Origin of the sequence: Citromicrobium sp. JLT1363 (assembly GCF_000186705.1) — a bacterium.
Lineage (GTDB): Bacteria > Pseudomonadota > Alphaproteobacteria > Sphingomonadales > Sphingomonadaceae > Alteriqipengyuania.
The window spans coordinates 35,773-49,306 of sequence record NZ_AEUE01000003.1 but is presented as its reverse complement, the minus strand read 5'-3'; the positions used below and the strand labels follow the sequence as shown (position 1 = coordinate 49,306).

Annotated in this window: 9 protein-coding genes and 1 tRNA gene; 1 reads left to right on the top strand and 9 read right to left on the bottom strand. The window is 64.6% G+C overall.

The annotated features are described in order from the left end of the window. Positions 1-381: 381 nt before the first annotated feature. The 8 genes from ADAD_RS0104730 to ADAD_RS0104695 all read right to left on the bottom strand — a co-directional run bounded on the left by ADAD_RS0104730 (position 382) and on the right by ADAD_RS0104695 (position 12,225). Positions 382-1,569, bottom strand: coding sequence for a dipeptidase (locus ADAD_RS0104730; RefSeq protein WP_033193189.1), 1,188 nt, complete (start codon positions 1,567-1,569; stop codon positions 382-384). 47 nt (positions 1,570-1,616) lie between these two features. Further along, positions 1,617-3,212 (bottom strand): serine hydrolase, encoded by a 1,596-nt coding sequence (locus ADAD_RS0104725; protein WP_010410347.1) that lies wholly within the window; start codon positions 3,210-3,212, stop codon positions 1,617-1,619. Next, the gene (locus tag ADAD_RS0104720) at positions 3,209-4,327 is read right to left on the bottom strand and encodes a YkvI family membrane protein (RefSeq protein WP_010410344.1); all 1,119 of its coding nucleotides are present in this window, start codon (positions 4,325-4,327) and stop codon (positions 3,209-3,211) included. Before ADAD_RS0104720 ends, ADAD_RS0104725 begins: the two co-directional genes overlap by 4 nt. After that, positions 4,324-5,445, bottom strand: coding sequence for a DUF1611 domain-containing protein (locus ADAD_RS0104715; protein ID WP_010410341.1), 1,122 nt, complete (start codon positions 5,443-5,445; stop codon positions 4,324-4,326). The genes ADAD_RS0104720 and ADAD_RS0104715 overlap by 4 nt, the downstream gene beginning before the upstream one ends. After that, positions 5,445-7,772: a TonB-dependent receptor gene (locus ADAD_RS0104710; RefSeq protein ID WP_010410339.1), complete on the bottom strand. Its 2,328-nt coding sequence runs from the start codon at positions 7,770-7,772 to the stop codon at positions 5,445-5,447. The genes ADAD_RS0104715 and ADAD_RS0104710 overlap by 1 nt, the downstream gene beginning before the upstream one ends. A 102-nt stretch (positions 7,773-7,874) precedes the next feature. After that, positions 7,875-9,215 carry a peptide MFS transporter gene (locus ADAD_RS15545; protein WP_010410336.1) on the bottom strand — a complete coding sequence of 447 codons (1,341 nt, stop codon included), beginning with the start codon at positions 9,213-9,215 and terminating at the stop codon, positions 7,875-7,877. Beyond that, entirely contained in the window at positions 9,212-10,210 is a 999-nt protein-coding gene (locus ADAD_RS0104700; protein ID WP_010410334.1) for a dipeptide epimerase, read from the bottom strand. The genes ADAD_RS15545 and ADAD_RS0104700 overlap by 4 nt, the downstream gene beginning before the upstream one ends. Next, complete coding sequence (locus ADAD_RS0104695) at positions 10,210-12,225, bottom strand: serine hydrolase (protein WP_029139914.1); 2,016 nt, start codon at positions 12,223-12,225, stop codon at positions 10,210-10,212. The genes ADAD_RS0104700 and ADAD_RS0104695 overlap by 1 nt, the downstream gene beginning before the upstream one ends. A 169-nt stretch (positions 12,226-12,394) precedes the next feature. On the opposite strand from ADAD_RS0104695, the gene ADAD_RS0104690 reads away from it, so the two are divergent. After that, positions 12,395-13,015 carry a helix-turn-helix domain-containing protein gene (locus tag ADAD_RS0104690; protein WP_050803708.1) on the top strand — a complete coding sequence of 207 codons (621 nt, stop codon included), beginning with the start codon at positions 12,395-12,397 and terminating at the stop codon, positions 13,013-13,015. Positions 13,016-13,294: 279 nt separating this feature from the next. Here the strand turns inward: ADAD_RS0104690 and ADAD_RS0104680 are convergent. Beyond that, positions 13,295-13,370 (bottom strand) — tRNA-Trp (locus ADAD_RS0104680). Positions 13,371-13,534: the final 164 nt, after the last annotated feature.

The window sequence follows — 13,534 nt, the reverse complement described above, 5'->3', positions numbered from 1 at the left end:
CGTCGTTTTCCCGCGTTTGGGCCTGAGGGTGGAAGCGGGAATGGCTGGGGCAGCAGGACCCCAAGCCGCAGGCAACTCAAGCTTCTGAAATGTCCGGTTTCCCGCTCCGGCGAGGCCGTGTTTAGCTTCGGCAGAGTGCGCGGGCAAGAGACCGCGACACATGAGGAGGATGCAAAAAAACCCTCAGCTCCCCAGTGGAGCGATGGCCCACGGTGGCATCGGAAATGCCGGGACAGGCCGGTTTTCAGCGTCTCCCATGGCGCCGCGATGGGAGCAGGCCGAGACCGCTCTTGCGATGCGGAGATTCCGGTCCTTCAGGCCGGCAACCGCGGCGGCCCTGGTTTCCCTCCCGGAGCGGAAAAAAGCCTTACCCGCAGCCCGTCAACGCGTGCGCGCCGCCTCGACGGCGCGCATGATCCGCAAGACGTTGCCCCCTGTCATCTTGCCGATGCTCTCTTGCGAATAGCCGGCTTCGATCAGCCGGGCGGTGACGTCGGGCAGATCGGTCACATCCATCAACCCCTCGATGCCGCCGCCGCCATCCCAATCGGTACCGAAGCACACGTGATCGACGCCCGCGACGTCGATCAGATGGAGCAGTGCCTCCATGTAGCGATCGAAGCTGACGTCCCACATCGGCTGGGCAGCGTCGAGCGCGCGCCATTTGCGGCTGAGTTCGCGCTGCTGCGCAGGAGTCATCTGCGCGATGCGATCATACTGGTCGAACAGCTCCCCGCGCTCTCCCGACAGGTCCAGTTCGCTCATGAAGATCGACGACATGCATACCGCGCCGCCCTTCGCCGCGATCCGGCGAATGCGATCGTCGTCGATGTTTCGCGGATGGTCGTAGGCCCAGCGAGGCGAGGAATGCGACAGGATGATCGGCGCTTTCGAAAGCTCCAGCATCTGGTCGAGAACGACATCCGATGCGTGGCTGGCATCGATGATCATGCCCAGCCGATTCATCTCGCGCACCCATTGCCGGCCGAGGGGGCTCAGCCCGTTCCATTTGGCATCGTCGGTGGCTGAGTCGCCCAGCTGGTTCGTCCCGCCGTGGACCGGCCCCGCCATGCGCACGCCAGCATCGTAGAATTCGCGCAGAAGCGAGAGATCCTCTCCGATCGGATAGCTGTTCTCGATCGACTTGAATGCGATCAGCTTGTCCTGCGCGATCAGCGCTTCGGCCTCTGCCGCGCTCCTCGCCAGGCCGACCATGGCCGGATGTTTCGCCAGTTCCCGGTCGATGGTGTCGGAGCGCTCGCGGGCGTGATCGAGCGCGCTGCGATATCCCTCGGCCGTCAACGGGCCCTGCTCGGTGAAGATGACGAAGAAGCCGCCATCGAGGTTGCCCGCCGCCATCCGGCCAAGATCCACCTGCGCGATCTCGCTCGAGACGTCATGCGCTTCGGAGAAATCCCAGCCCTCGCGTCCGAAATTGATCGCGGTGTCGAGATGGGTGTCGAGTACCAGGAGTTCGCGATGAACCTCCCCTGCCCTCGCCACACCGGTTTCGCTTTCGACACCCGTGACGCAGCCTGCGAGCGCTGCGGCGGCAAGCACCGCAACCATGGCCCGGCCAGCCTTCGGCTGCCCTTCACATCGCATGTCTTGGCCCTTCATTGCCCGTTGGAAGCGACCGGCTGAAACAGCAGATCGTCATAGTCCCAGCTGAAATCGGCTACCGGTGACACCGCCTTCATGGTGACCCGGTCCACCTTGCCTTGGGCATCGAGCGCGAAGGTCACGTAGGCAGGCTCGAAGCTTTCATCCTCGTAACGCGTGATGAAGGTATCGTACTGATAGTGTTCCAGGCGGGCGGTAACCCCTTCCCAGTGCGGAAACCGGACCGTCAGGCCGTCATCCCCATCGCTCACCGCGATCGTACCGAACCATGGATCGGCATATTCGCCCGCGTAACCCGCCAGCGGGAGCGAGGGGCCGACATCGGCGGGCTCCTTGCCCGGCCCTGCCAACTGGCTGGCGGCACTGCCGAAATAGTCGTCGATGAACTTGCCGAAGGCGGCGGGCCAGTCGTTCCCCTCCACGCCCAGATAATGATCGAGCAGTTCGAACTGCAGCCCGGTCAGCAGCCCTGCCTCCTCGCTGTTGGTGGCCAGGAAGAACCCCACGTTGCGATCGGGCAGCAGGACGAGGCGGGTGATCGAACCGTAAACCCCGCCGCCATGCATGATAACCCGTTCGCCGCGATAATCCCGCACGTTCCAGCCAAGCGCGTAGGTGTTGAACAAGGGCGCGGTCTGCGCGAGGTCGCCCGCGTACATTGGCGTCGGCATCAGCACGACGGGCTTCCACATTTCGCGCCCCTGCTCTTCGCTGAACAGCCGCGCATCTCCCGGCAGGTCACCCAGCGCGAGCTGCAGCTCGATCCATTTCGCCATGTCGCTGGCGCTTGCGGCGATCCCCCCTGCCGGGGCAGCGACCTGCGCAACGACGAGTGAATCGTCCAGCCGTTCCATCGTCCCTGTCCCCCGGATCGGACCGTCGATCCGCGCGTGCGGATCCGCCACCAGATCGTCGGGCCCGCGTGCGTCGTTCTCTACCGTCGCGCTCGTCATTCCTGCCGGACGCAGGATGCGGTCGGTCACGAAGCGCTCCCAGCTCTGCCCTGTCACCCGCTCGATCAGCCGGCCTGCCACCATGTAGAGGATGTTATCGTAGGCGTAGCTGCTGCGAAAACTGGTCTCGAGCGGGATTTCGCCCAGCCGCTCGACCACGTCCGCACGGGTAAGGTCGCTGCGCGGCACGAACAGCAGGTCGCCCGCGCCAAGACCAAGCCCGCTACGATGGACGAGCAGGTCGCGCACGGTCATCTCGCGCGTCACCCAGGCATCCTTCATGCGGAATTCGGGCATGATATCGACCACCTTCTGGTCCCAGCCGATCCGCCCTTCGTCGACGAGGATCGCAAGCGCGGTCGCGGTGAAAGCCTTGGTCACCGAACCGATCGCAAAATTCGTGTCGGAGCCGACCGCGACGGGATCCTGCAGGTCGGTCACGCCGAAGCCGTCGGCAAAGGTGACCTCGCCATCCTCAACGATGGCGATCGAGAGGCCCGGCGCCTCGAAGCGATCGATCAGTGCTTCGGCCCTCGCCTCCAGGTCTTCGGGCGGCGCGGCATATGCCGGAGCCGCGAAAAGGCTGGCACTCGCCAGCAATACGGTGAGAAGGCGGGCCGGGCGCAGGTGGGTCATGTCGATGCGATCTCCAGAGGGCGGGTTATGATGCGATAGGTGCCGAGCGTCAGCAGCGGCACGACGAAAAGGAACAGCATTATCCAGCCGAACACGCCGTAGCCGGAGGCGATCAGGTCTATCAGGCCGAGCTTCGAGGCAAGGACACCCGATCCGATCACGATCGCCGCGCTGAGGGCAATGCGCGCGGTTGCAGGCAGGGTGCCCCCCCGGCTGCGGACAGCGGCAACCGCGCGCTCCTCCAGCGCGTTGACCATGCCGATGCCGGTCTCGAGCAGCGCGACGAAGATCATCGCCTGGAAGACGAAACCGAACCACGGCACCCCGATCCGCGTGAGAAGGAAGTCCGAAGGCAAGGCTGCCTCGCCGATCTCGGGCGTGAAGGCGATCATGCTGAGGAAGAAGCCCAGTGCGGGGAGCATGGCGAGCGGTCCGGCGAGCAGCCCCGAATACAGCGCATCGCGGCGCGACGACTGGTGACGAAGGAATGGCAGGATCAGCGCGGCGCCGATCACGTTGTAGCTGGCGTACGTCACGCCTCCTGCAACCCATCCGGCACCCGGAGTGGACGCGGTAAGCTTGCCGCCGATCTGATCGCCGAACGCAGCCAGCGCCAGGATCAGAAACAGCGCATAGACCGCGTAGATCAGCACGGAAGAATAGCGGAACAGGCGCTCTGCCGCCGCGGTGCCGCGGCTGACCACCGCGATGATCAGGCCCAGCAGCAGGGCGGTCCCGATCCATGTCGGCCAGGCGAACAAGGCGCTACCGATCTCGCCCGCCGCAGCCGCGATCACCGCGATGACGAGGATCATGAACAGAACATAGGCGATTTCGAACGCGATCCAGCCGGGGCCGAGAAGTTCAGCGAAGAAACCTCGATAATCCGTCGCCTGCACCTGCCGCGCGAATTCGAAGGTGACGGCGCACACGATGCTCCAGATCGCCATCGCCAGCAGCAGGCCGAGCAGCCCGCCCATCGGTCCGCTGCCGACGAAGAACTCCGCAATCTCGCGCCCCGTGGCATAGCCCCCGCCGATCACGACCGCCTTGAACGCGAACCCCGGCAGCACCAGCCGCCGGAAGAACCCGTCCGAGGCGACCGCTCCGCTCATTCGGCGAGACAGCTTTCGACCAGTTGGTCGAACAGATCGCCGCCGCGCATTGGATCGGCAACCGGCATGCCCAGCCGGGCTGTCTCGCCAGTCAGCAGACTCAGCGCTTCCTCGGAACCCAGCGCCGAGGTGTTGAGCGATACGCCCGCGCAACGGATGGCAGGATTGGTCCTGCGCCCCAGCCGGATCGTGAGTTCGGCGAGTTCCTCGATATCGGGCAGCGGGAAATCCGGGTGCCCCAGCACATGCGTGCGCAAGGGATCGTGACAGATGACGAAGGCGTCGGGCTGGCTGCCGTGCAACAGCGCCATCGACACGCCCGCATAGGCTGGGTGGTACAGCGACCCCTGCCCTTCGATCACATCCCAGTGATCGGCCGCATTGTCCGGCGAGAGCAGCTCTGCCGCGCCTGCGGCAAAATCCGCGACGACCGAATCGAGCGCAATGCCCGCACCCGCGATCAGGATGCCGGTCTGCCCGGTGGCGCGAAAATTGCTTCTCACGCCGCGCGACTCAAGGGCCTTCGCGATCGCAAGTGCGGTGTATTTCTTGCCCAGCGCGCAATCCGTGCCGACCGTGAGGATGCGCTTGCCACCGCGCTTCCGCCCCGTGGCGACAGGCAGGTCCGGCGGTGGGGTACGCACATCGACCAGGCGCTGCCCGTATTTCTCCGCAGCGGCACGCAAGCCCGGCAAGTCGGAAAGCTTCGCATGCATTCCGCTGATCAGGTCGAGCCCCGCAGCCAGCGCCTCTTCCAGCGCGGGGATCCATTCCGGCGCGATCCGGCCGCCGGAATTGGCGATGCCGATCACCATCGACCTGGCGCCCCGCTCGCGTGCTTGCGCGGGCGTGAGGCGGGTGAGGCCGGTGGAGACGGTAGCGCCGGCGAGAGCATATTCGCCGAGACATTTTTCGCCCGCCCAATCGCGCAGGCCAAAGGCGGTCTTGGCATAGCCGGGTTCCGTGCAGTCCCCGATGAAGAGCAGGTATGGCGTGCGCAATCCGCCAGCCGTGGTGCCCGCCTCGTCTTCGGGTCGAGGCGAGGCGAGCGTGCCCTCATCGTCGTGGGGCAATGCCCTTGTTGCCAGCGCCAATGCGCCCCCCTTGCCATCTGCCATCAGAAGCTTGCTGCGGCGGTCACACCGAAGGTCCGCGGGCGGATCGGCGAAGCTTCCAGCAGCGTACCCGGTCGATCGCCGAGGCCGCCGAAGCTGGTCAACCCGCGGCTATTGGTCACGTTGTTGGCGAAGGCAGTGACGCTGAACTTGTCGAAGGCCACACCAGCACGCAGATCGACCTTCTGGTAGCCGTCGATTTCCAGCCTGCGTCCGAACAGGGTCCGGTAGGTCTGATCGAAACCACCCGCCTGGTCGCTCGTCAGGCGAACATCGCCGCCTACGAACGCCAGCGTGCTTCCGCCCAGGCTCCATTCGTAATCCACACTCATCGTGGCGGTCAGTTCGGGCGTGTAGGGCAGCTGGTCACCCGCGAGGCCGCCGGTCACCGGGGGCGTGTCGTCGACCAGTTCGGCGTCGTTGTAGGCGCCGTTCAGCACCAGGCTGAAACCATCGACCGGGCGTATGGTCGCGGTCAGTTCCGCGCCATAGACACGCGCTTCGCCGCCGTTGTCATTCGCGCCCACCGGGCCGATCGCGCTGTCGAACGCCCCGAAGATGAGGATGTCGTTCCAATCGAGATAATAGACTGCGGCATCGATCGCGAAACTGCGGTTGATCGTTTCGCCGCGGAAGCCAAGCTCGTAGCTGATCAGCGTATCGGCGTCGTACTGACGCGGGAAGTCCGCCGCTGCGCCCGGGGGCACGACATTGGGGCCGCCGGGGCGGTAACCCTTGGCCACCCGCGCATAGATCGAGCTGAGCCCGCTCAGTTCGATGCGTGTGTCTGCCGACCAGGTGACCACGTCCTCGCTCGATTCGCCCTGCGTGATGTTGGGAGAGGGAAGGCCCTGCAATGGCTGGAAGGCGCCGCGTTCGGTCTGAACCACGCTCTGGTCGTTCTGGCTGTAGCGGATACCGCCGCCAATCTCCCACCACGGCGTCAGCTCGAGGCTGACATTGGCGAATCCCGCGATCTCCTCGTACTCGGAGTCGAGGTTGAGGATCAGCAGGTCGGAAAAGCCGAGCACGGTCGGATCGAACAGCACGCCGGTATCCTGCACGAACGGGATCAGGCTCTGCACGATTTCGACCTTCTCGTCGGTGTAATACCCGCCGATCTGCCATTCGAAGGGCCCGTCGGCCGACGCCAGCCGCACTTCCTGTGTGAACTTTTCCTGCTTGAGCGGAGCGTCGAGAAACGCGCCGACGTCGTCGGTCCGTCCGCCGAAGGATTGATAGACGAAAGTCACGGTGGGCCCGAAGCCGATCGTGTTGTCGGTCCGCTGGCGCTGGTCCAGCTCGCCGTAACTGGTGACCGAGGTCAGCGATACGGGGCCGAAATCGTATTCGAGCGTGCCGTTGTAGAGACGATAATCGACATCGTTGTTCTCGGGATAGAACTCCGTCCGCACCAGCCCGCTGACGGGCGTATTGGTGTTGGGGTCCACCGTGACCGGATCGCCGGTCACCGGGTCGGCGTCATACGAACTGGGCGAGCCAGCGCGAATGTTCTGCGCGAGCGCGGTGAGACGGGCCGAAAATTCGGGTGTCGGTTCGAACAGCGCGGAGATCCGTCCGCCGTAGATTTCGGCTTCGTCGATCTCTTCTTCGGGTGCGCGGCCGATCGCGTCGACGAAGCCCGCCTTCTTGCGGTAGAACCCGCTGGCACGGACGGCCAGGGCGTCGCCCAACGGCACGTTGACCACGCCATTGGCCAGATAGCCCACGCCGCCCCCGTCGACGGTCTCGATCCCGGCTTGCGCACGTCCTTCGAACTCGCCGAGTTGCGGCGGCGTAGTGACGAAACGGATCACCCCGCCCAGCGCATTCGATCCATACAACGTCCCCTGCGGGCCGCGAAGCACCTCCACCCGTTCCAGGTCGAAGGTATCGAAATCCCCCGCCAGCACCGCTGCGTTGCCGAGGCTGGTGCTGGAACCGAAGGGCGTCTCGTCGACGTAGATGGCCACGGTGGATCCGACCGATCCGGTGTTCACCCCGCGCAGGATCACGCGGGTTTCGCCCGGGTTGCTCTGGGTCAGGCTGAGGCTGGGAACGAGTTCGACATAGTCGGTGAAGCTGTCCGCCTGCTGCCGCTCGAGCGTATCCCCACCGACGACGCTGATCGACTGCGGCACCTCGTCGAGCGCCTGGGTACGCTTCTGCGCGGTGACGACAATCACCGAACGGGGTTCTTCGAGACGCGTCTCTTCGACCTCGCCCCCCTCATCGGCAGATTGTGCGGCTGCGATCGTCGGCGACGATACGGCAAGGGTGGCGACGCCCGCTGCAAGAACCGCGCGATTGCAAAGTCCGGCCTTGGTCATACCCCTAAATTCCTTCTGACGTTGGCACCCGAGTCGAAACAACTCCGACTCGACAGGATGTTATTTTCTAATCAGGACAATAATGTCCTTGAAAGAGAAATGTCAAATATCGGCGCCCGGCTGGCCCTTCGTGTCCGAAATCCTCTCATCCGATCCGAACCTGGCGGCAAAAACCCGCCTCGCAGGCGCGTCCAGCGACCGCAGGACGATCGCTGCAGCAATCGCGATGCCGGCCAGGAGGCCGAAATAGATCGCAGGGGTCAGGTCGCTCCAGAAGCTCCCGACCAAACCACCGGCGAGGCTGCCGGTGAAGATCGCGAAGAACCAGCTGGCTACGGTGCTCGCTCCGAGGCGCTGCGGGGCGAGCCGCGCGAAAATGCCGAGACCGTTGGGGAGGATGTAAAGCTCGCCCGTGGTCAGGATCACGAAGAACGCGACCAGCCATATCCAGCTGGCCTGCCCGTCCTGCTGGATCGCGGCAGCGAACGCGAGCAGCACGTAGGCGCACGCGACGACCAGCGCGCCGATCGCCATCTTCTGGAGCGGCGAATGTTCCGTTCCCGCCTCCGCCTGCCGTCGCCAGCGCGCGAGCAGGAAGGGAGTGAGCAGGATCACGATCATCGGATTGAGCGACTGGAACCAGGTCATCGGGATTTCGAAGGCGAACGCGGTGCGGTCCACACCCTCGTTCGCCCAGAGCGCAACCGTGTTGCCCACCTGTTCGTAGGCGCTGCGAAACAGCGTGACAGCGAGCAGCAGCGCCCCCAGCAGCATCAGGGTTGCCCGGTCGAATCCCTGCCAGGTTCCGCCCTCGTCCGCTTCGACAGGGGCTGGCTCGCGGGTCTCGGGCGGCAGGTATTTCCCGCCGAGCAGGTAGATCGTCAGGCCGATGACCATCCCGATACCGGCGGCACCGAAACCGTAGTGCCAGCCGTAGAATTCCCCCAGCGTTCCGCAGATCAGGGGCGCGAGAAACCCGCCGATATTCACGCCGACATAATAGATATTATAGGCCCACGGCCTGCGCGGGTCGTCCGCGGCATAGAGATCGTTGATCTGGCTCGGCAGGCTGGGAAGGAAGAATCCGTTCCCCAGCGCAATCGTGCCCAGCGCAATGTAGAGCATCGGCTCGAAGGCCATCAGGAAGTGGCCCAGCGCCATGATCGTGCCGCCAAGGATGACCGCGCGCCGCTTGCCCAGCCAGCGGTCTGCGATGATCCCGCCGAAGATCGGCGTGAAATAGGCGAGCGCGGTGTAGGTGCCGTAGATGTAGGACGACATGCCCTGCTCGATCAGCAGCTCCAGCGTCATGTAATAGACGAGCAGCGCGCGCATGCCGTAATAGGAGAACTGCTCCCACATGTTGGTGAGGAACAGGACGGTCAGGCCGCGCGGCTGGCCGAACCAGGTCTTCTCGCCACCCGGAACCAGGGTTGTCGTCACGCGACGTAGCCCCACACGTCCTGGCCGCAGCTGACCATGCCGTCTTCATAACGCAGCGACGGTTCGCGGTCCTTCGCGAGGAAGGTGGGTCCGTCCAGATCGACGTAATCGCACAGCTGGGCCAAGATATAGGCGGGCGCCATGGCGAGGCTTGAGCCGACCATGTTGCCGACCATTACCTGCAGCCCGTGCTCTCGGCACAGATGCGCGATCCTCAACGCTTCGGTCAGCCCGCCGCACTTGTCGAGCTTGATGTTGAAGACGGAGAACCTGCCTGCCAGCGCTTCGACGTCGGCACTGGTCAGCGCGCTTTCGTCGGCAGCGAGCGGAATCGGGGACTCGAACCCCTCCAGGTCGCCTTCGCTACCACGCGCCAGCGGCTGTTCGAGCAGCGATACCCTGCAGTCGACGAGTGCCGAGACGAGCGGGTCCAGCTCCCCGACCGCAAAACCCTGGTTCGCGTCGACCATCAGCCAGACGTCGCCGCGCGCCTCCCGGATCGCGCGCACGCGCGCAATGTCGAGATCGAGATCGCCCGTCAGCTTGATCTTGATGGCCTTCGCATCGCAGTAACGGACGGCCCCGGCCGCCATCGCCTCCGGCGTGTCCGCCCCGAGCGTGAAGGTCGTGACGACCGGTAGCGCCTGGGCGAGGCCTGCCAGCTGCCATGTCGGCACGGCCTTCCGGCGCGCCTCCAGTTCCCACAAGGCGCAGTCGATGGCGTTGCGGCCACCCCCGGCAGGCATCGCTTCCAGCAGGGCCTCGCGATCGATCCCGGCTTCGATGACGCCGCGCGCGGCCTCGATCTCGGCCAGCATGTGATCCGCATCGTCGCCCAGATAATAGACGCCGCCGCCCTCCCCGCGCCCCTCGTGAACGCCGTCGGAGAGTGTCGCCACGATCACATCGCAGTTTTCGAAGACATGGCCCGAAATGCGAAACGGTGCGGCGAGGCGCAGCGTCTCGCGCCGCGCCTCCAGCTTCAGGGCCGGCATCAGTAGCTGGTCCCGAACCCGATCAGGTGGAAGGCGAGACCCACCAACACTATCACCACGCCAGCGAGCACCAGCAGGACGCTCCAGACCTTGGCGGTCCATGCCCGCTTGCCCGTCCAGACCTGCCACAGATACCAGCAGAAGATGCCCAGCCCGCCGAAGAACACGACGATGGTGGCGATCTGCAAGGCGATGACGATCGCATCGAACGCCCCGCCGAGATTGGTCAGGTCGCCGAACATCAGGGTGATCGTGACGGCCCATCCGACAAGCACCAGGAGGATGGCCAGCGCGGCAATCCGCGACAGGCGATAGCCGAGCAGCTCGCGCCCCTCGTATCCCAGCGTGCCAGAATAGTGCCGCCTTACCAGGGCGCGCGTCGGCCAGAGCAGCGCCGTGAGCAGCAGGATGAGAAGGCTCGCGTAAAGCAGCGGCATCAGCAGCGAGGAATCCTTGTACCACGGCGCCCGCTCGAACACCGTGAAAGCAGACATGATCGACAGGCTGAAGCGCGTCACCTCCCCATCGACAACCTCGGCACCCAGCTTCTGGTGGCTGTTGAGGTCCTCCCACAGGAACGGCTCAACCTCGACCCAATTGGCCGGGCGCCCGGTGAGGCCCATGCCCGGCGGCAGCACGAGGTCGCCGTCCGCGTCCACGCCCACGGTCGTCTGGCCGAGCAGCTGGGTCAGATTGAGGAAGGTGGAATCCGCGCGGCGCGATGGCATCCAGTTGCCCGCCAGCATCTGCGCATGCTCCTTGGCGGTTTCAGGATCGACGCGGCGCGTTTCCGGCTGGCCGGGGAAGTAACGATCGGCGAACTCGGTGAACAGGTTGATCCGCACGCCATTGACCGCGCCCGCCTCGCCGCCGCTGTTGAACGACGCATAGAGGCCCACACCTTCGTCGAGGAACAGGTGGAGCGAGGTATGAAAGCCCTCGGTGTCGCCGAGGTGTGCGATCACGTCCTGGCCGTTGATGTCGGTTTCGAAGAAGCCGAGCAGCATCCGGTCCAGCCCGGGGATCATGTCGGTCGCGCTGGTATGCATCTCGCGCGCGGTATCGGCTTGCAGGATGCGGTTGCCGTCGAGTTCGCCGCCATTGAGGTGCGCCATCATGAACCGCGCCATGTCGGTCCCGGTAGAGGTCAGCGATCCGGCCGGAGCCGGGCCGACGATCTCGAACGGGATCGGCTCGCCCGACGCCTTGCCGTAGCCCGTGGCGAGATTGCCACGCATGTTTTCCGGCACGGGCTGGCGGAAGGTCGAATCCTCCATGCTCAGCGGATCGAAGATGTGCCGTTCGACATAATCGTCGAATGGCTCGCCCGAGACGCGCTCGACGATATATCCGGCGAGCGAGGTGCCGTAGTTCGAATAGGCCGGCGTTTCGCCCGCGTCGAAGATGCGTTCCGGCACCCACTGCTTCAGCAGTTCGTCATACGGCGGAATCGCATCGCGATCGTGACCGATGAGGTCCTTGATCTGCTCTTCGAAGCCCGCAGTATGGGTCATCAGCTGGCGCATCGTGACCGGTTCGCCGTTGCGCTCGGGAATCGTTAAATCGAGGTACTGGTTCACGTCCGCGTCGAGATCGATGCGCCCCTGTTCGACCTGCTGCATCACCGCAGTCCAGGTCACCAGTTTCGAAACCGATCCGGGGCGGAACAGCGTGCGCTCGGGATCGACCGGGGTCCGGCTCTCCACATCGGCGAGCCCGAAGCCCCGCTGGGTCAGGATCTCCCCATCCTTGACCACCACGACCACCGCGCCCGCGATATCGCCGTCGCCCAGCGCATAGGGCATGAAGCCGTCGAGCCAGGTATCGAGATCGGTTTTCGTGAGTTGTTGTGCGCCGTCCGCCCCGCTGCCTGTGCTGTCGGTGGCGGCAGCTTCGGCCTCGGATGTGGTCGGCAGATCGGCTTCGGGCGTCTGCGCGAAGCTGCTCCCCCCGATCCAGAGTAGGAACGCACCCATCGCTGCGATCGCTGCGAGCATCTCTTTCTTCAAACGCATGGTTTCCCCCCGCCCGTGCGGCTTGTTGCTTCGATCCGGCTTCGCCGCTAGCTTGGGCGAAGACCAAATGGCGTGATCAGGACATAATGATCCTAATTAGAAAATTGTCAAATCGGGGTTTGCGGAGCGGACGCTTGTGACGGATGAGCATCAGACCCTCGGCAGCCTCATGCGCAGTCTTCGAAAGCGCAACGGCTGGACTCTCAAGCAGATGAGTGCGGAGAGCGGCATCCCGGTTTCGACATTGTCGAAGGTGGAGCACGACCGGCTCACGCTGACCTACGACAAGCTGCTGCAGCTCAGCCAGCGGTTGGGGATTCGCCTGTCGGAACTGTTTGCCGAACCAGAGGAGCGTGACGAGCGCTCGATCACGGCACGTCGCAGCATCGGACGGCTCGACCGCGCGGTTCGCGTAACGACCGACAACTACGACTATTATTACATGTGCCCCGAATTGCGGAACAAACGCATGATCCCGATCGTGACGACGATCCGGGCGCGCACGGTCGAGGAATTCGGCAAGCTCGTGCGCCATTCGGGCGAGGAATATATCCACGTCATCGAAGGCAGCATCGTCGTGCACACCGAATTCTACGATTCGGTCACGCTGGAAAAGGGCGAGGGAATCTACATCGATTCCGATATGGGCCATGCATACGTGGTGGCCGAGGGATGCGACGAAGCGCATGTGCTGGGCATCTGCGCAAGCCGCGAGCAGGACTTCGCCAAGTCACTGATGACGATTCATGGCGAGGATGCGCCGGATCACGAGCCGGCGCCGAACGGCTAGCCGGAGAAAAGCGGCGAGCGAGCTCCCCCACGGGCGACCTGCGGTTTTCGGATCGGGCGGTCACCTGAGAGAAGGCTTGCGAAACCGGCAATGGCGCTCGCGCATGGCTTGCCGTCGACCGGGCGCACTTCACCCTGCGCCAGGATGCGCGCTTGAAGACCTCACCCGTCTTTGAAGAGCGGCCAGATGGTGTTGATGTCCAGCGCGGTGGTCCGCACCCCGCCGCGAAACCGATCGCAGTCCGAAGCGCCGACAGGATCCTGGACCATTCGGAAGAAATGGCAGGGGCGAAGGGACTCGAACCCATGACCCTCGGTTTTGGAGACCGATGCTCTACCAACTGAGCTACACCCCTGCAGGCGGAAGCGCGCTCTAAGGCGCGGGGCGCGGCTTTGCAAGCGCTGATGGCGCACTCCCCCGCCCCCACACGGTGTTGCGCGAACCGCCCCGCGCGAGGCCCCCAGGGGGTGTTCCACGGCAAGCGCGGTTCACAAGAGGGCTTCGCAGCGCGGGCAGACG

Excerpts from the sequence above, each read along its gene's own strand:
- ADAD_RS0104730 (WP_033193189.1), bottom strand. The coding sequence starts at position 1,569 with ATGGTTGCGGTGCTTGCCGCCGCAGCGCTCGCAGGCTGCGTCACGGGT.
- ADAD_RS0104725 (WP_010410347.1), bottom strand. The coding sequence starts at position 3,212 with ATGACCCACCTGCGCCCGGCCCGCCTTCTCACCGTATTGCTGGCGAGT.
- ADAD_RS0104720 (WP_010410344.1), bottom strand. The coding sequence starts at position 4,327 with ATGAGCGGAGCGGTCGCCTCGGACGGGTTCTTCCGGCGGCTGGTGCTG.
- ADAD_RS0104715 (WP_010410341.1), bottom strand. The coding sequence starts at position 5,445 with ATGGCAGATGGCAAGGGGGGCGCATTGGCGCTGGCAACAAGGGCATTG.
- ADAD_RS0104710 (WP_010410339.1), bottom strand. The coding sequence starts at position 7,772 with ATGACCAAGGCCGGACTTTGCAATCGCGCGGTTCTTGCAGCGGGCGTC.
- ADAD_RS0104700 (WP_010410334.1), bottom strand. The coding sequence starts at position 10,210 with ATGCCGGCCCTGAAGCTGGAGGCGCGGCGCGAGACGCTGCGCCTCGCC.
- ADAD_RS0104695 (WP_029139914.1), bottom strand. The coding sequence starts at position 12,225 with ATGCGTTTGAAGAAAGAGATGCTCGCAGCGATCGCAGCGATGGGTGCG.
- ADAD_RS0104690 (WP_050803708.1), top strand. The coding sequence starts at position 12,395 with ATGCGCAGTCTTCGAAAGCGCAACGGCTGGACTCTCAAGCAGATGAGT.